Source organism: uncultured Merdimonas sp. (assembly GCF_963929015.1).
Classification (GTDB): Bacteria; Bacillota; Clostridia; order Lachnospirales; family Lachnospiraceae; genus Merdimonas.
Genome location: NZ_CAWVHE010000012.1, coordinates 93,961 through 111,329, shown reverse-complemented (window position 1 = coordinate 111,329; position 17,369 = coordinate 93,961). Strand labels below are relative to the sequence as shown.

The following is a 17,369-nucleotide window of genomic DNA, read 5'->3' as shown; positions in this document are numbered from 1 at the left end:
AAATTGTGTAAAATTGGTAAAAAACAGGTTAAGCCGCATCGGCTGTATACCAGGCGGGCGCAGCGATCACTTCTCCCGACATAGCGTACAGCACGCCTCCTTCACTGTAGCAGACGGGATTGCCCGGCTCCGCCTCGATGTACATCAGGTTCGTCAGACCGTCAAAGGCTCCGTCGGCAATATAAGTGATATTGGCAGGAATAAAGATTTCCATGACCTGGTCTGCAACTTCCGCCAGAGCGCCGGCCTCGATCCCGGTACAGGCCGCGTCCGCAGGCAGCGTAAGGATCCCGTCCAGCAGACCGTCCCCGGGTGTGCAGGCTGTGATATGTCCCGCGTCATCACAGACAAATCCGGCAAATTCTTTCCAGCCGGCATACACTTCCACCTGCGCCGCTCCCTTTTCTGTACCGGTAAATGGGATGGTACAGGCTTCGTCCAGATACCAGCCGTCGAATACTTTTCCCGGACGGAAGGGAATCTCCCATGTCTCCGGTGAGAGCGCTTCTGCCTCTGCAGTGATCTGCGTTCTTGCGGGCTCTCCGCCATTTCCATTCAGCCAGACCGTCACCACAGCCGGAAATACCGCCGCATCCTCTGATATGATCCCTCCGGCAGATTCTCCAGGAGCCGTCGTCTCCCCAACCGCCGGGAAACTTCCTGCTTCTGACGTTACCACATCTTCCGGTGAAGGGCGCACCTCCTCTCCCGGCAGAGGCTCTTCCTCCTCTCCCGGAACGTTTCCCTCTCCCGGCAGTGGCGTCACCTCCACTCCCGGAATGATCCCTGCTCCAGGCAGGGGGATTGCCATCCCGCCTGTGGGTACAAACAGTTCCGCAGCTTCCTTTGCCGCAGGTTCCTGCAGTCCACTCTCAAGCTCAGCAGACACCGGAAGCGCCGGACAATTCTTTGCCGCCGAAAGTCCTTCCTCCCCCACAGGCGCTTCCTCCGCTGCAAGAGGGATCCGATACTCCCCGGACGTCCGGGTTGCTTCAAACCTTTCCGCCGCTGTCATTAAAACGATCGTCAGCGCAAGCAGGAGCAGGATCCCTGTCACCCTTCTAAGGATCGCTCTCATATCCGCACCGCTCTCGGATAACACCAATACCATTTCCATGTTTTATCCCACCTCACTTTATGGAATCCATTATAAAAGGGTTCCTGTGCAAAATGAAGTGACAGGGAGTGGCAACTTGACACATTTTGTTATCATTTTCTGAAAAAACGTCTACTTTTTCTTCAGCTCGATATTCAGATCCACATTTCCCTGGATCCCGTCCACCTGTCCCTTTTCAGTGTACTGCCAGATCTGGAAATGATAAGGCGTCTGGGGCTTTGCTTCGTAGTCCGCGTACCAGATCGGATACGCTTTCAGTTCTCTTAGATCAAACTCAAAGGCTTCCCAGAGCATATTGCTGTAGATCATGGCCTGGTATCCTGCTTTTTCAATCTCCTCACAGAAAACCTTTGCATTCCTGGTGAATTGCTTTCCTGTTACATCCTGGGTCCTGGACTCTTCTCCCACAATATGTTCCGGATCATAGACCACAGGAAGGTCCAGTTTCTGTCCTTTCAGATGCTTCAGCACAAACCTGGCTTCTTCTTTTGCCTCTTCTTCATTGACCGCCTGGGCGAAAAAGTAGACGCCAACATCCAGTCCGGCAGCCTTGGCGCCCCGAAAATTCTGTTCATACTGTTCATCTACATGAAGATTTCCTTCTTTTCCATATCCCCGGAATCCCAGCCTTATAATGGCAAATTCGCAGCCGTCCGCCCGGACTTTTTCCCAGTCGATCTGCCCCTGGTAAAAGGAAACATCCACGCCCAGCCGGTATCCGTATTTTTCCTGGTCTGTATATGCCATCCGGTCCCCGTTGATCTGAAAGGCCTCCGGATCATAAGGATTTTCATTTATTTCCGGATCTATTTCCATGGTATGCTCCTCTCCGTGAGCATCCACAAACGTCTGTTTTTCTTTTTTCAACAGAAAGGGCTGCTTCTTCCTTTCCCTTTCCGAAGCAGCCCAGCATTACTGCCGCAAGCAGTAAAAAACCGATCATAAGTCTTTTTTTTGCTGTCAATTTCTGATTACTCTCCTAATCCATCGGCAATGGCCTGCAGCATAGCCTCCATTGCCTCTTCTTCGTCTTCCCCCTCACAGATCAGGGTGATCTCATCTCCCTTTTTGATACAGGCGCCAAGTACGCTAAGTACGCTTTTGGCATTTGCTGTCACATCGTCGTATTCAAAGCAAACACGGCACTTATATCTGCTGGCCACATTGCAAAACATTCCCGCCGGGCGAAGATGCAGCCCGGTCGGATTGTGGATCGTCACTGTCTGCCGGATCATGGTCGTACCTCCTGTATGGTTCTTATTGTTCAGCTCTATCTTATTCTTCCTGGTCCCCAGAGATTTTCTTCAGCACGATCTCTACCTGGACGTCGTTTACCAGACTACAGCTCTTGGGAAGGTCTACCTTTACCGGCACTGTATATGTGCCGGGGCTGGTACATTCCTTTAAATCAATGGACACCTTTTTTGCCAGTGAAAGCCCGGACAGCGTCTCCTGCGGTCCGCGGATCTGAAATTCCAGATCCACAGCCGTCCCGTAGCTGACCTCCAGGTCCTCCGCCAGGTTGCTGACTACAATTGCGTTTGTCGCCACTTCAAACACCTGGGCTCCCGGCTGGTTCACCGTGATGGTGACTACCACGTTGCTGGCGTTCGGATCTACCAGCGTCACGCCCTCAGGCAGGTATTCGGTAATATCCACCGTATGTTCCGTCCTCTGGGTCAGTCCGCTTAACTCCAGCTCGCTCTCGGGGATCTCAACAGCCACCAGATCACGAATGGTATCTTCGTCTCCGGACAGCAGCACATCCTGGGGTTCGCAGGAAATATTACTGATACTGTACCCTTCTGCCGCTGAAATGCCGGAATCATCGATGCGGATCGGCACGTCCTTGGTCTGGTAAAGTTCCACTTCTACGGAGAGCCCTTCCTCTCCCAGGTTGTTGACCAGAAGCGTCTGGTCGATCACGTTGTTATTTACATCATAGAGTACCAGATTTGCCTCTAATTCTTCGCTTTCTGACAGGCCGGAAACATCCACCTCGGCGCATACCCGGTTGATACTGTTCAGCACGCTCTTGGGCCCTCGGATGGTAATCCCCGTAGGATCTGCTTTCAGATTGCCGATCACATAACCCTCCCGGACCGTTCCAATGGTCGTGGGCGTGATCGGGAAGTTATTTCTTGCCTCTTCCTCAATCCGCACCTGCAGATTGCGCGGCGTGGAATATGCCTCTTCGTAGGTATGGCCTTCCACAGTGACCTGGATCGGCACCTGGGTGCCAAGCGTCAGCTCACGCATATCCGCCACTGCTTTGATATCGTCTGTACTGATCCGGCTAAGCTCCCTGCGGGTCGCCGTCACAGTCACGCTGACCTGAGAGGTACCGTCTATGATCTGATATGTGCGGTTGCTGTCCGTCACGATATCATCGTTGATCACCGTAACCGGTATATTGCTGAAGGTACGGTCTGTAACCGGATTGTCAATATTAACCACCAGGAACCACAAGGTAACTGCGGCCAGGAAGGCTAATATTTTCAGGCCGAGATTATTCATCAGTTTTTTTCTCATTCTTATGCCTTCCTTTCCAAAAGATATGAAATTTTCCTGGTTCTTTTTTGGGCGCCTGGATCTCTGTCAGCATCCTGCGAAGTTCCTCTTCGCTGATATCCCGGTACAGTGTTCCGCCAAGAGCCGCAGAGACGGCTCCTGTCTCCTCGGAGACCACGATCACCAGGGCGTCGCTGACCTCGCTCATGCCCAGGGCTGCCCGGTGTCTGGTGCCCAGATCCTTACTGATACTCATATTGTCAGAAAGAGGCAGGTAACAGGTCGCCGATACGATCCTGTCTCCCCGCACGATAATCGCGCCGTCATGAAGCGGCGTGTTGTGTTCAAATATATTGATCAGCACCTGGCGGGATACCAGACAGTCCATCTGGATGCCTGTGCTCTCATACTCTGTCAGATGGATCGCCTGCTCGACAACGATCAAAGCTCCCGTCTTGACTCTGCCCATGGCATAGGCCGCGCGGATCATACTCTCTCTGGTTTCCTCGCTGAAATGGGCCTTTTCTTTATTGCCTTCAAAAGGAACCACAGAGACCAGATATTTTCTCTCGCCAAGTTTTTCCAGCGCTCTTCTAAGTTCCGGCTGAAATACCACGATCGCTGCCGTAGCCATTACAGTCACCAGATTTTCCGCAATGAAAAGAATCGTGTGCATATTAAAAATAGCGGCAAGCAAAATGAATACTGCCAGGACAAGAATCCCCCTTAGCAGCATCCATGCCTTGGTATTTTTGATCCACACCATGATCTGATAGATCAGAAAGGTCAGAATGAATACTTCGATGACGTCCGTGATCTGTACGCTCGGAAAATACAGGGATATCGCGTACTTATCCAGCAACCCGCCAATCATCTGTCTCATTTTTCCACCCCTCTCTTTTTCTTTCTATGTATGTGTTTCCCCTTTTATTTCATACCCAGGTCATCTTTGAGGCTCTGTGTCAGAAGCACTTTATCCACGTCTTTGACGTCTTTTCTCTTTCTGGCCTTCCTTCTGACTTCCTCCGCATCAATGATCTCTGTCTCCTGCCGTTCATTGATCTTTTTTACGGTTTTTTCCGGCGTAGCGATGGAGATCTTCGGAACAGCCTTTACATAATAGTAATACTCGTCATCCTCATACTGCAGGTTTTCGCTTCTGGAATAATCCACTGCAAAGAAGAATATTTCCAGGATCAGCCCCAGAACGATGGCGGCAATGCTTCCGCCCACCAGCGATCCATAGGAAGTATGCACCCCAAACGCGATATCCCCTGCGGCGATCACTACGATATTCACAACAGCCCCTGCCACGATGGCTATCTTCCAGGCATGGTCCGCCGCCTGCCGGCGCAGAGTATATACCACAAAACAGCAGATCAGGAAAGCCACGATCACGATCCACATTTCCTTATTCTGAAACACCTGCTGCAGATACGAGATCACCTGGGTCAGAAGATCTGCGCTTCCTTCCAGCGCCGACGCATTCTCTCTTACATATTCCAGCATGTAAAAGGCGATGCCTCCGCACACAACCGCTACCATGCTGACCGGCGAGAGCAGCAGTCCGCACGCTACCGGGATGGCATATGGGATCTTCAGGAAAAATGCCAGCGCCGTTAAAAGCACCAGAAGCGACATCTTCGGCGTCAGCCTCAGATAAAAAATATACATAACAAGAAACACCACTGCCGTAACCAGCAGGATGCCCAGCGAAACCGCCGCCAAATGGGCAAGGATCAGCGCCGTTGCCACGATGACGGTAAAAAACAGCGGCAGAAAGGTGCAGATAATCGCAAGCCCCAGAGCCGCCACTGGCGAGGCCAGGGCTCCCAGAAATCCCACCTGATGATTGATCAGGGCAAAAGCGGCAAAGGCCAGGATAAACTGTCCCGCCTTTTCAATGATTCTGGAATATCTGGCGTATAGTTCCTGTATGCGTTCACGAAAAACATATATGGTGTCCATGTGATCGGTCTCCTTTTCTCTTCTCTATTCCCGCGCGCTCCGGCCTGCATACATTTTCAGCAGACGGGTAAGATCGTGATTGTATTTTTTCACTCTCTGCCGGGCGTCTTTGTGTTTTTGATTATACATATGATTTGCGATCAGAAGATATATGATCACAACTGCCAGCCACCCTACAATGACCATGCCGCCCACCAGCAGCATGACCGACGTGGACATGTGTCCCATCAGGCTGTCAAGCCCTGCAAGGATCAGCAGCGCCACCAGGCACACATACCCGACCGTCACCCAGATCAGAGAGCAGAGCATGTGAAGGCTCACATAATCCTTGCGGTAATATGCGCTGATCTTAAAATCTTCCGTCCCCTGCGTCTTTTCATAAAAAGCCATCCGGGTCATCAGTTTTACCTTTTTTTCATCTAACATAAAAATACCTCGGGTCATTTCCTGCTTCTAAACATCATTTTCAGTATAACAAATATCCTTATCCTTGTCCAATACTTATCGTTAAAAAGTAGACTTTTTGAACACCGGCCTTTTTCAATACCGCAGCCGCCGCGTCCATTGTATTTCCTGTGGTATAGATGTCGTCGATAAGAAGGACTGTTGAAACCGGCACGAAGTCCGCAGACACTGCAAAAGCATTCTGCATATTTCGGATCCTTTCCTGTTTGCCCAGCATTTTCTGAGCCGTAGTACTTTTCCGGCGGACCAGACCAGAGGGATCCACCGGGATCCCCAGACGCTCCCCCAGTTCTTCTGCCAGCAAAAGAGCCTGGTTATAGCCTCTCTTTCGGTATCGTTTCCTGTGCAGAGGGATCGGAAGGATCCGTTCCGGCGCCCACCGGCGCACCTGTCCCGCAAAAGCCTTTGCCATTGCTTCTCCATAATAATATGCAAATCTTCGCTGATTGTGGTATTTGAACTGATAGACTGACCAGCTGACCGGTTTTCTGTGAAGCCACAGACTGCAGCCCTGATCGTAAGAATGCCCGGATGCTCTGCAGTCGTGGCAGTATTCCTGCTCCGCATAGCGGACAGGCCTGCCGCACTGCATACATCTTGGCTCCTGTATAGTGAGTTTTCGTAACTCTTCTTTACATGTTCCGCAGATCCCCGCGGCGCTGGCCTTCCCGCAGAAGGGGCAGATTTCCGGCCAGAAGGTTCGTAATAGAAATGATATTATTTTCATAGAAATTCCTGAATTTTCTCTGCCAGGCTGGTATTTCGCTTCTGATCCTGGTTATTGCGGATCATCTCCTGAAAAACCGCCTCGCTCCCCACCAGTGTTACACACTTTTTTGCCCGTGTGACTGCCGTATACAGAAGATTTCTGTGGTACAGCTGCCTGGGTCCCTGTAAAAGAGGGACCACCACCGCCGGATATTCGCTTCCCTGGGACTTATGTACAGTAATGGCGTAAGATAGCTCCAGTTCATCCAGCATCGTGTATGGGTAAGTCACCAGCCTGTGTTCATCGTACTCCACGGTCAGAGTCTCTTCATAAGCATTGATCGTCCGCACAATGCCCATATCTCCGTTAAAGATCCCCTGTCCTTTGTCAATCACAAGTCCGTACTTTGTACGGATTTCCCATTCCAGCTGATAATTATTTTTGATCTGCATCACCTTGTCCCCTTCCCGGAACAGATGATCCCCGGACTCTCTTTCATTTTTCTCAGGCCCCGGCGGGTTGAGATACTGCTGCAGGATCTTATTCAGGCGCTCCACGCCCAGAAGCCCCTTTCGCATCGGCGTCAGCACCTGGATATCATATGGAGTGGCCCCTACATACCCCGGCAGTTTTTTCTGGATCAGCGTCAGGATCACGCTGATGATCACATCCGGCTCCTGGCGTTTCAGGAAAAAGAAATCCTGACTTTTGTTATCCAGCAGCACCGGTTCTCCCCGGTTGATCTTGTGGGCATTGACCACGATGTCGCTCTCCCCGGCCTGCCGGAAGATCCTGGTCAGCATGACCACCGGAAAACAGCCGGAATCAATAATGTCTTTCAATACACTGCCCGGCCCTACGCTTGGAAGCTGGTTCTGATCCCCAACCAGGATCAGACGGGTGCCTGGAACCACCGCTTTCAACAGCGCATTCATCAGTGGCAGGTCTACCATAGACACTTCATCGATGATCAGCACGTCTGTATCCAGAGGATGTTCCTCATTTCTCTGGAAGCCTCCGGACGCCTCTTCCTCTGGGCCTCCGCTTACCTCCAGAAGCCGGTGGATGGTGGAAGCCTCGTATCCGGTGGTTTCTGTCATCCGCTTTGCCGCCCTTCCGGTGGGCGCAGCCAGAAGGATGGTCATCCCTTCGCTTTCAAAAAAACGGATCATGGCATTGATGGTGGTAGTCTTGCCTGTTCCCGGTCCTCCGGTCAAAACCAGGATCCCCCGCTTCACTGCCTCTGTCACCGCTTTTCTTTGCATCTCATCCAGGATCAGCCCGGTGTTATCCTCGATCTTTTCCAGCCGCTCCAGGATCCTTTCTTCCGGCACCTGATCCGATATATTCAGGTCGTGCAGCATTTTTGCCACATTCAGCTCCATATAATAAAAATGCGCCGCATAGACCCGGCCCCCGTCTTCGCCTTCCTTGAGCACCACTTTCTTTTCCATGGCAAGATCCATAAGATAAGTTTCTATATGAGAGATCTCTACTCCCAGCAGTCTGCCCGCCCGCCAGAGCAGTACGTCCCGGGTCAGGTAGACATGTCCCTCCGCGATGCTCTGCATCAGGGTATAGAAGATGCCGCTGCGGATCCGGAAGTCTGAATCCGCATGGATCCCCACCCTGGCCGCAATCTCATCGGCAGTCTGAAACCCCACGCCCGCCACATCATCGGCCAGACGGTAGGGATTTTCCTCAATCACCCGGTAGACGCCTCTTCCATACCTCTGACAGATCTTTACAGCTAGTGCAATGGAGATGCCGTATTTCTGAAGATACAGCATGATCTCCCGCATTTCCTTTTTTTCTTCTGCCTGAACTGCGATCTCTCTGGCTTTCCTCTCGCTGATCCCTTTGATCTCCGCAAGTCTTTCCGGCTCTTCCTCGATGATCCGGAATGTATCCTCCCGGAACTTTTTCACAATGCGGCCCGCCAGCGCCGCGCCGATCCCTTTGATCGCTCCGGAACCCAGATACCGCTCAATGGAAGCCAGATCCTCCGGTTCGCAGACTCTGGCCGTTTTCGCCGCAAACTGGAGTCCATAAAGTTTATGCGTGGTATATTCTCCTTCCATCTCCAAAAGCTCGCCTTCCTCGATGAAATGAAAATTTCCCACGCAGGTCACTTCTCCGTCTTTGTTATTCAGATGAAATACCGTATACCCGTTGTCGTCGTTCCGGTATACAATATGCTCTACAAATCCTTTGATTTTTTCCATTAGTATTCTTTTCGCCCGCCTGTAAACTCTACGAACTGCCCCGTGCCGATAGCTACCACCTGCATCGGTTCGTCCGCCGTCATGGTGTTGATACCCGTTTTCTCTTCGATCAGCTCTTCCAGTCCTCTGAGCATGGCTCCTCCTCCGGTCAGCATGATCCCCCGGTCCAGAATATCTGCAGACAGTTCCGGCGGAGTACGTTCCAGCACGCCGATCACAGCCTCCACGATCTGTCCCGCAGGCTCTCGAAGAGCCTCTTCTGTCTCCGACGAGGTAATGGTCACCGTCTTTGGAAGGCCGGTTACCAGATTTCTCCCCCGGACTTCCATGGATTCTTCTTCGATCAGCGGATAGGTTGTCCCGATCTTGATCTTAATGTCCTCCGCCGTCCGCTCTCCGATCAGAAGATTATGCTTTTTCCGCACGAAGCGGACAATGGCTTCATCAAAATCATCCCCCGCAAGCTTCAGGGATGTGTTCACTACCGTACCGCCAAGAGAGATCACTGCAATATCCGAAGTGCCGCCTCCGATATCCACGATCATGTTGCCACAGGGTCTGGAGATATCGATCCCCGCTCCGATCGCAGCCGCTACCGGCTCCTCGATCAGGATCACTTCCCGGGCGCCTGCCGCATATGCGGCCTCCTCTACTGCCTTGCGCTCCACCTCCGTTACGCCGCTTGGCACGCAGATACTGATACGGGGCTTTTTAAAGGTCCGTTTCCCCAGAGCCTTCTGTACGAAATATTTGATCATTTTTTCTGTCACGGTATAGTCCGAGATGACGCCCTGGCGCAGCGGACGCACCGCGATAATATTTCCCGGCGTTCTCCCAAGCATGAGCCTTGCTTCTTCGCCGATGGCTCTGATCGCTCCCGCATCCCTGTCATAAGCCACTACAGACGGCTCTTTTAAGATCACGCCTTTTCCTTTTACATAGACCAGTACGCTGGCAGTCCCCAGATCAATCCCGATATCTGCTGACATCCTTATTCCCCTTTCGTCTTGCTGTCTTGCTCTCTTTTGTGCACGTTCCATTATAATCAAATTTCAAAAAAATGGAAAGACTTATTTCCTTAATTCTTTTGAAAGCGTCAGCGCAGTTCGACACTATTTTTTCAGGGCCGCGCCAATGTATTTTCCGGTATAGGAGACCGGATTTTCCGCCACTTCCTCCGGCGTTCCTGTGGCGATGACAGTGCCGCCCTTTTCCCCACCTTCCGGACCGATATCTATGATATAATCGGCCGTTTTGATCACATCCAGGTTGTGCTCGATGACGATCACAGTGTTGCCGTCTGCAGACAGCCGGTGAAGGATCTCCGTCAGCTTGTGTACGTCTGCAAAATGAAGACCGGTAGTGGGCTCATCCAGAATATAGACCGTCCTTCCGGTGCTGCGCTTGCTAAGCTCCGCCGCCAGCTTGATCCTTTGCGCCTCTCCGCCGGACAGGGTAGTGGAGGGCTGCCCCAGGCGGATGTAAGACAGCCCCACATCATACAGGGTCTCCATTTTCCTCCGGATCGACGGCACATGTTCAAAGAAATGCAGAGCCTCTTCCACCGTCATATTTAATACATCATAAATACTTTTCCCTTTATATTTCACTTCCAGCGTTTCCCGGTTGTACCGCTTTCCCTTACATACCTCGCAGGGCACATATACATCCGGAAGGAAGTGCATCTCAATCTTTAAGATCCCGTCTCCGCTGCAGGCTTCACATCGTCCGCCTTTGACATTAAAGCTGAACCGGCCTTTCTGATAGCCTCTTGCTTTGGCGTCCGGCGTGGCCGCGAACAGTTCCCGGATCAGGTCGAAAACTCCGGTATAGGTGGCCGGATTGGATCTGGGCGTCCGTCCGATGGGGGACTGATCAATATTGATGACCTTATCTAACTTTTCTATCCCCTGAATGTCCTTATGCTTTCCCGGGATCACTCTGGCGCGGTTCAGGTCTCTTGCCAGTCGTTTGTAAAGAATTTCATTTACAAGTGAAGATTTCCCTGACCCGGATACGCCGGTCACACAGGTCATAACCCCCAGCGGGAACTTGACATCAATATTTTTCAGATTGTTTTCTCTGGCCCCTGTCACCTTCAGCCAGCCGGTGGGTTTTGCCCGGTGGTCCGGCACCGGGATCTTGATCCTTCCACTTAGGTATGCGCCGGTAATGGAATTTTTATTCGCCATAATATCTTTTGCCGTGCCTTCTGCCACCACTTCTCCGCCGTGCTCGCCAGCGCCCGGGCCGATGTCCACGATATGGTCCGCTTCCAGCATGGTATCCTCGTCATGCTCTACCACGATCACGGAATTGCCCAGATCCCGCAAATGCTTCAGGGTGGCAAGGAGCTTATCGTTATCCCTCTGGTGAAGACCAATGCTTGGCTCGTCCAGAATATACGCCACGCCCACCAGACCGGAACCAATCTGAGTGGCCAGGCGGATCCTCTGTGCCTCTCCGCCGGAGAGGGTGCCAGTGGCCCGGGCCAGGGTCAGATAATCCAGGCCCACATCCATGAGAAACTGAATCCTTGCCTTGATTTCTTTCAGGATCTGGCCGCCGATCATCATCTGGTGCTTATTCAGCTTCAGCTTATCCAGGAATCTCTGCAGACGTTCCACAGAAAGAGCCGTCACTTCCGCAATATTCTTGCCGCCCACCGTTACCGCCAGAGCGCCCGGCTTCAGTCTCTGCCCTTTGCAGGCATGGCAGGGCGTGATCCGCATGAATTCTTCGTATTCTGCTTTCATGGTCTCGGACGATGTCTCCCGGTAACGCCGCTCCACATTTTTCAGCAGGCCTTCAAAGGCCACGTCATAGACGCCTTCTCCCCGCTGCCCCCGGTAATAAACCTTGACTTCTTTCCCGCCGGTGCCATGTATGATCACATCCTGGATCTTTTTTGGGTATTTGCCAAATGGCGTGTCCAGGGAAAATTTGTATTCTTTACTCAGGGCGTCCAGGATCGCATAGGTAAAACTCTTAGGATCCGTACAGGACTGCCAGCCCATTACCGTAATGGCGCCCTCCCGGATACTTAAAGATTTGTCCGGGATGATCAGATCAATATCGAATTCCATTTTATACCCCAGGCCGAAACACTCCGGACAGGCGCCAAAGGGGTTGTTAAAGGAAAAGCTTCTGGGCTCGATCTCTTCAATGCTGATGCCGCAGTCCGGACAAGAAAAGCTCTGGCTGAACTGGATCGGCTCTCCACCGATCACATCCACGATCAGCAGGCCTTCCGCCAGTCCCAGCACTGTCTCAATGGAATCGGTGAGCCGCTGTTCAATGCCTTCTTTTACCACCAGACGGTCTACAATGATCTCAATGTTGTGCTTGATATTTTTGTCCAGCTGGATCTCCTCGGACAGCTCATAGAGATTGCCGTCCACCCGCACCCGGACATAGCCGCTCTTCTTGGCCCGGTCCAGAAGCTTGGCGTGGGTTCCTTTCCGTCCCCGGACAACCGGCGCCAGCAGCTGGATCCTGGTCCGTTCCGGCAGTTCCATGATCTGATCCACCATCTGATCTACGGTCTGCTTTTTAATCTCTTTACCGCACTTCGGACAGTGGGGAATCCCCACTCTGGCATAGAGAAGGCGGAAATAATCATAGATTTCCGTCACTGTCCCCACCGTGGACCTGGGATTGCGGTTGGTGGATTTCTGATCAATGGAAATCGCCGGAGGCAGTCCTTCAATGCTCTCTACGTCCGGTTTTTCCATCTGTCCCAGGAACTGTCTCGCATAGGAAGACAGAGACTCCATATACCGCCTCTGTCCTTCTGCATAAATCGTATCAAACGCCAGAGAAGACTTGCCGGAGCCGGACAGCCCGGTCAGCACCACCAGTTCTTCTCTGGGAATATCCAGATCAATGTTTTTCAGATTGTGCTCGTTGGCCCCTCTGATCTTGATAAAATGCTTTTTCTCTGTATCTTGCATGTGTAATCCTTTCTGTTCTGACATTCTCATTTCTGTATGATTTGTCTGTGTTATCCGGTCTGTGTTATCCGGTCTGTATTATTCTGCCATCTTTTTCTTGATTTCAACCATCTTGTCACGCAGCTCGGCCGCTGCCTCGAAGTTCAGCTCTGCGGCAGCCTTCTTCATCTGTTTTTCCAGATCTTTTGCCAGTTTCTCCAGCTCTTTTTTGCTCATGGATTCTGGATCTTTCTCCATCCGCAGCTCTTCCGCCGCCACTTTCTTTGAAATGGAGATCAGATTCCGGACGCTCTTTTGAATGGTGGTTGGCGTAATGCCGTGTTCTTCATTGTAGGCCATCTGCACGGTGCGCCGGCGCTCCGTCTCCTGAATGGCCAGACGCATGGAATCCGTCATGGTATCCGCATACATAATGACGTGACCTTCTGAGTTTCTGGCTGCACGTCCGATGGTCTGGATCAGAGAGGTCTCTGAACGCAGGAATCCTTCTTTGTCCGCATCCAGGATGGCTACCAGGGTGATTTCCGGAATATCCAGTCCTTCCCGCAGAAGATTGATGCCCACCAGTACGTCGAACACATCCAGGCGCATGTCCCGCACGATCTGTGTCCGTTCCAGGGTATCGATATCCGAATGGAGATATTTCACCCGGATGCCGACCTCACGCATATAATCGGTCAGGTCTTCTGCCATCCGCTTAGTGAGCGTGGTGACCAGAACCTTATGTTTCTTCGCAGTCTCCCGGTTGATCTCCCCGATCAGGTCGTCGATCTGTCCCTCCACCGGACGTACTTCCACCTTCGGATCCAGAAGGCCGGTGGGCCGGATCACCTGCTCCGCCCGCAGAAGTTCATGCTCTTCTTCATAGGGGCCCGGCGTAGCGGATACAAACAGGATCTGATCGATCCGCTGTTCAAATTCATCAAAACTTAAGGGCCGGTTGTCCAGAGCAGAAGGCAGCCGGAAGCCGTAATCCACCAAAGTCCGCTTTCTGGACTGGTCTCCGTGATACATGCCGCCGATCTGCGGGATCGTCTTATGGGACTCGTCAATGATGATCAGAAAATCATCGGGGAAATAGTCCATCAGGGTGTGAGGCGGCTGCCCCGGCTGTAACCCGGACAAGTGTCTGGAATAGTTCTCAATGCCGGAACAAAATCCGGTCTCTTTTAACATTTCAATATCAAAATGGGTCCGCTCCGCGATCCGCTGGGCCTCCAGCAGTTTGTCTTCGCTTTTAAAATACTGAACCCTTTCTTCCAGCTCTTCTTCAATGGCGTCCGCCGCCCGGCGGATCTGCTCTGCCGGCACGACGTAGTGGGAAGCCGGAAAGATGGCCACATGCTCCAATTCGCCTTTGATCTCGCCGGTGAGCACGTCGATCTGGGTGATCCGGTCGATCTCGTCTCCGAAAAACTCCACCCGCACGGCAGTCTCCGCCTCATTGGCCGGGATGATCTCCAGCACATCTCCCCGCACCCGGAAAGTGCCCCGCTTAAAGTCCATCTCATTGCGGTCGTACTGAATGTCGATCAGCTGACGCACCACCTCATCCCGGTCTTTTTGCATACCCGGGCGCAAGGAAACCATCATCTTTTCGAAGTTCTCCGGTTCACCCAGACCATAGATGCAGGACACGCTGGATACGATGATCACGTCCCGCCGCTCGATCAGAGAGGCCGTGGCAGACAACCGGAGCTTGTCGATCTCCTCGTTGATGGAAGAATCCTTGGCAATGTAAGTGTCTGAGGAGGGGACGTAAGCCTCCGGCTGGTAATAATCATAGTAGGAGACAAAGTACTCTACAGCATTATTCGGGAAGAATTCCTTAAACTCGCCATAGAGCTGGGCCGCCAGGGTCTTGTTGTGGGCGATGATCAACGTCGGTTTATTCAGTTGCTGGATGACATTTGCCATCGTGAAAGTCTTACCCGAACCGGTGACGCCAAGGAGGGTCTCACACTGGTTACCTTCCTTGAAGCCTTTGACCAGGTCGGCGATGGCCTGGGGCTGGTCGCCGGTGGGGGCGTATTCTGATACTAATTCAAAATGATCCATGATCTATTTTCTCCTTCTCCCGATGGAAATATCTGGTTCCCTTTATTTTGATGCCTGATATCTTCTCTCACTCGCATCAAAATTCTGCCCAGCAGATTCTGTCCTCTCCATTTATCAATGCTGAGTCTGTCATCATCTTTCATGGAAAGTCCAATCCCCCAGATCCGGTCTTTCACAGCGCACTCTGCAATGATTTCTTCCCCTGTCTTTTCCAGTTTTTCGGCAAGCTCAGGATTCTGGCGGAATTTCTCTAACACACCATTGTAGACAATACCTTCTCTTTCTTTTGTCCAGATTTTGTCATCAAAATTTTGCACAGTCCTTCCCAAAGCTTTTATTTCCGCCACATCATCCGTCTGCAATATCTTTTCTGCAGTTGTCTGATCTTTGAACAAAATCGCCTTTTCATACATCATATATTGCTCCATAGAAGAAAATGTAATACCGCAAACTGTGAATTCAGATAGAAACCAATTGCTCAAATAGCCATTTTCTTCGTCCGGGTTGTGAAAGCATATCATAGCCGCACCTTCTTCCTGTAGCACTCCAAACTCATTTTCTTAATCCTCTTCACCAGTTATCCTGATTTTTCGAATATCTAAAAAAATCCGTGATCAAATTTACTTTTTTATCTCCATTGTACCAAAAAGTTTCCCCTATTCCAGTTCCAATAACTCTGATATTTTTGAACTGCTGAGTTTTCCTCGGCAGTTTAAATCTTATTTTATATCTTCTTCTAGCCCCTCTAACTCATTTATACTATCAAGGAAATGTTGTTCTACTGAGGATAGCGTATTTTCCTCACTTTTCTTATATTTCTCGTATTCTACATGAGCTTTTTCAAGCGCCTGCTTATGCGTTACACTTCCTTTAGTCTTAAGTATATCTCTTCTTGTCATTTTCAAGTAATCATCTATGGTTTCCAGCCAGTCTTTCATATACATCGGCTCATGATTTAGTGCATGTACCTCCGCAATATCCAGATAAGCAGTAACAATTTTATTTAATGCATCCAATTCGTTTTTATTCAAATAATTTTTTGCAACTTCTACATCTGTTCTTTTTATGGATTTTCCCTGCCAGGAAGTTAATCCCATATGTTCTTTCTCGGCATCCGCTCTTTGATATATCACTTCTGCCGCTGTATGCTTATGTGCCGCCCAATGCATCTTGTTCTGTACCTGTTTAAAGAAAAGAATAGAACTTTCAGCTCTTGGATCATAATCAATACTCGTTGCATAAATCTCCAACACTTTCCGCCAGAAAACCTTTTCTGATGACCGGATATCACGAATACGTTCTAATAATTCGTCAAAATAATTTCCACCACCTAAGCGTTTTAAGCGATCATCATCTAAAGCAAAACCTTTTTGCATATATTCTTTCAAAATATTCGTTGCCCATATTCTAAACTGGGTACCACGCAAAGATTTTACTCTATATCCCACAGATATAATCACGTCTAGATTATAGTAATCCACTTGGTAGGTTTTTCGATCATCGGCAGTATGGGCAAATTTTGCCCATACTGATTCCTTTTTCAATTCTCCCTCTTTAAAAATGTTCCGTATATGCTTTCCTATAACACTTCTGTCTCTTTGAAACAACTCTGCCATCTGCTCTAGAGAAAGCCATACCGTATCGTTTACAAAAGTCGCCTCAATTTTTGTTAAGCCATCTTCTGTAGTATACATTAACAAATTCGATTCCTGCATTCATACTCACCTCTTATTTAGCTGTGCAATGACATTTGCCATCGTAAATTCCCCATGCTTACAAACAAATGTTCTTCTCTCATTTTATCTTATATACTTCATGCCGTCAATCCAATAAAAATCATATTTTGACGGCTGGAATTTCACTTTTTAAAATCCTATCCGTATTTTTGCCGGCCAAAACACCGAGGCAGAGCCGTTTTTAGCCACAGAGCGGTATTTCCGGCAAAATTGCACAACTGAAGAGATTTCCTTCAAACGAAAAAGGCGATCAATCATAATGATAATTAACCGCCTTATAGCTATTCAAAAAAACTATCTAATTTCTCACCTAATTTAGAAGGACAATCTATATTTACTTCATGCCCGGCTCCTAATATAGTTATAAATTCTGCATCAGGTATCAATTCTGCTAATTGCAGGGAAGCATGCCTGTTTGCCCTGTCTTTTTCTCCACATACGACTAAAACTTTACAGCAAATATCTCTTAATTGATGTGAAAAATCTAAATCCATCATTGATTTGCAAAGACTGATAAAATCTGATTTTTGAAATCCCATCTTTGAAAATTCAGAGTCAGGCATGAGATGAAATAGTACATTTTGCAATTTCAACAATCTTCTGGGCATTTTGTATTGTGTTCCTATC

15 protein-coding genes are annotated in these 17,369 nt (G+C 50.1%); all 15 read right to left on the bottom strand.

What is annotated here, in order from left to right; all coding sequences use genetic code 11:
• Positions 1-28: 28 nt before the first annotated feature.
• Positions 29-1,117 (bottom strand): InlB B-repeat-containing protein, encoded by a 1,089-nt coding sequence (locus ABGT54_RS06735; protein WP_346663385.1) that lies wholly within the window; start codon positions 1,115-1,117, stop codon positions 29-31.
• Positions 1,118-1,228: 111 nt separating this feature from the next.
• Positions 1,229-1,984, bottom strand: coding sequence for a glycoside hydrolase family 25 protein (locus tag ABGT54_RS06730; RefSeq protein ID WP_346663384.1), 756 nt, complete (start codon positions 1,982-1,984; stop codon positions 1,229-1,231).
• Positions 1,985-2,088: 104 nt separating this feature from the next.
• On the bottom strand, positions 2,089-2,352 hold the full coding sequence (locus ABGT54_RS06725; protein ID WP_346663383.1) for an HPr family phosphocarrier protein: 264 nt from the start codon (positions 2,350-2,352) through the stop codon (positions 2,089-2,091).
• 40 nt (positions 2,353-2,392) lie between these two features.
• Positions 2,393-3,649: a CdaR family protein gene (locus ABGT54_RS06720; RefSeq protein ID WP_346663382.1), complete on the bottom strand. Its 1,257-nt coding sequence runs from the start codon at positions 3,647-3,649 to the stop codon at positions 2,393-2,395.
• Positions 3,627-4,511 carry a diadenylate cyclase CdaA gene (gene cdaA / locus ABGT54_RS06715; protein ID WP_346663381.1) on the bottom strand — a complete coding sequence of 295 codons (885 nt, stop codon included), beginning with the start codon at positions 4,509-4,511 and terminating at the stop codon, positions 3,627-3,629. Before cdaA ends, ABGT54_RS06720 begins: the two co-directional genes overlap by 23 nt.
• A gap of 44 nt (positions 4,512-4,555) precedes the next feature.
• Positions 4,556-5,596: a hypothetical protein gene (locus tag ABGT54_RS06710; RefSeq protein ID WP_346663380.1), complete on the bottom strand. Its 1,041-nt coding sequence runs from the start codon at positions 5,594-5,596 to the stop codon at positions 4,556-4,558.
• A 24-nt stretch (positions 5,597-5,620) separates the two neighbouring features.
• The gene (locus ABGT54_RS06705) at positions 5,621-6,022 is read right to left on the bottom strand and encodes a hypothetical protein (RefSeq protein ID WP_346663379.1); all 402 of its coding nucleotides are present in this window, start codon (positions 6,020-6,022) and stop codon (positions 5,621-5,623) included.
• 58 nt (positions 6,023-6,080) lie between these two features.
• Positions 6,081-6,788, bottom strand: coding sequence for a ComF family protein (locus tag ABGT54_RS06700; RefSeq protein ID WP_346663378.1), 708 nt, complete (start codon positions 6,786-6,788; stop codon positions 6,081-6,083).
• A complete protein-coding gene (locus tag ABGT54_RS06695; protein ID WP_346663377.1) occupies positions 6,785-8,995 on the bottom strand; it encodes an ATP-dependent RecD-like DNA helicase in 2,211 nt (736 codons plus the stop codon). The genes ABGT54_RS06700 and ABGT54_RS06695 overlap by 4 nt, the downstream gene beginning before the upstream one ends.
• A complete protein-coding gene (locus ABGT54_RS06690) occupies positions 8,995-9,984 on the bottom strand; it encodes a rod shape-determining protein (RefSeq protein ID WP_346663376.1) in 990 nt (329 codons plus the stop codon). The genes ABGT54_RS06695 and ABGT54_RS06690 overlap by 1 nt, the downstream gene beginning before the upstream one ends.
• A gap of 123 nt (positions 9,985-10,107) precedes the next feature.
• A complete protein-coding gene (gene uvrA / locus ABGT54_RS06685) occupies positions 10,108-12,948 on the bottom strand; it encodes an excinuclease ABC subunit UvrA (protein WP_346663375.1) in 2,841 nt (946 codons plus the stop codon).
• Positions 12,949-13,026: 78 nt separating this feature from the next.
• Positions 13,027-15,006, bottom strand: coding sequence for an excinuclease ABC subunit UvrB (gene uvrB, locus ABGT54_RS06680; protein WP_346663374.1), 1,980 nt, complete (start codon positions 15,004-15,006; stop codon positions 13,027-13,029).
• On the bottom strand, positions 14,988-15,527 hold the full coding sequence (locus ABGT54_RS06675) for an NADAR family protein (protein WP_346663373.1): 540 nt from the start codon (positions 15,525-15,527) through the stop codon (positions 14,988-14,990). The genes uvrB and ABGT54_RS06675 overlap by 19 nt, the downstream gene beginning before the upstream one ends.
• A 198-nt stretch (positions 15,528-15,725) precedes the next feature.
• A complete protein-coding gene (locus ABGT54_RS06670) occupies positions 15,726-16,721 on the bottom strand; it encodes a virulence RhuM family protein (RefSeq protein ID WP_346663372.1) in 996 nt (331 codons plus the stop codon).
• Between the two features lie 302 nt (positions 16,722-17,023).
• A complete protein-coding gene (locus ABGT54_RS06665) occupies positions 17,024-17,350 on the bottom strand; it encodes an alpha/beta hydrolase (RefSeq protein WP_346663371.1) in 327 nt (108 codons plus the stop codon).
• Between the last annotated feature and the right edge of the window lie 19 nt (positions 17,351-17,369).

What these genes read in the sequence shown, in the direction of transcription:
- ABGT54_RS06695 (WP_346663377.1), bottom strand. Translation starts at nt 8,995, where the DNA reads ATGGAAAAAATCAAAGGATTTGTAGAGCATATTGTATACCGGAACGAC.
- cdaA (WP_346663381.1), bottom strand. Translation starts at nt 4,511, where the DNA reads ATGAGACAGATGATTGGCGGGTTGCTGGATAAGTACGCGATATCCCTG.
- ABGT54_RS06700 (WP_346663378.1), bottom strand. Translation starts at nt 6,788, where the DNA reads ATGAAAATAATATCATTTCTATTACGAACCTTCTGGCCGGAAATCTGC.
- ABGT54_RS06720 (WP_346663382.1), bottom strand. Translation starts at nt 3,649, where the DNA reads ATGAGAAAAAAACTGATGAATAATCTCGGCCTGAAAATATTAGCCTTC.
- ABGT54_RS06670 (WP_346663372.1), bottom strand. Translation starts at nt 16,721, where the DNA reads ATGCAGGAATCGAATTTGTTAATGTATACTACAGAAGATGGCTTAACA.
- ABGT54_RS06710 (WP_346663380.1), bottom strand. Translation starts at nt 5,596, where the DNA reads ATGGACACCATATATGTTTTTCGTGAACGCATACAGGAACTATACGCC.
- ABGT54_RS06675 (WP_346663373.1), bottom strand. Translation starts at nt 15,527, where the DNA reads ATGATATGCTTTCACAACCCGGACGAAGAAAATGGCTATTTGAGCAAT.
- ABGT54_RS06725 (WP_346663383.1), bottom strand. Translation starts at nt 2,352, where the DNA reads ATGATCCGGCAGACAGTGACGATCCACAATCCGACCGGGCTGCATCTT.
- ABGT54_RS06705 (WP_346663379.1), bottom strand. Translation starts at nt 6,022, where the DNA reads ATGTTAGATGAAAAAAAGGTAAAACTGATGACCCGGATGGCTTTTTAT.
- ABGT54_RS06690 (WP_346663376.1), bottom strand. Translation starts at nt 9,984, where the DNA reads ATGTCAGCAGATATCGGGATTGATCTGGGGACTGCCAGCGTACTGGTC.
- ABGT54_RS06735 (WP_346663385.1), bottom strand. Translation starts at nt 1,117, where the DNA reads ATGGAAATGGTATTGGTGTTATCCGAGAGCGGTGCGGATATGAGAGCG.
- uvrB (WP_346663374.1), bottom strand. Translation starts at nt 15,006, where the DNA reads ATGGATCATTTTGAATTAGTATCAGAATACGCCCCCACCGGCGACCAG.
- ABGT54_RS06665 (WP_346663371.1), bottom strand. Translation starts at nt 17,350, where the DNA reads ATGCCCAGAAGATTGTTGAAATTGCAAAATGTACTATTTCATCTCATG.
- uvrA (WP_346663375.1), bottom strand. Translation starts at nt 12,948, where the DNA reads ATGCAAGATACAGAGAAAAAGCATTTTATCAAGATCAGAGGGGCCAAC.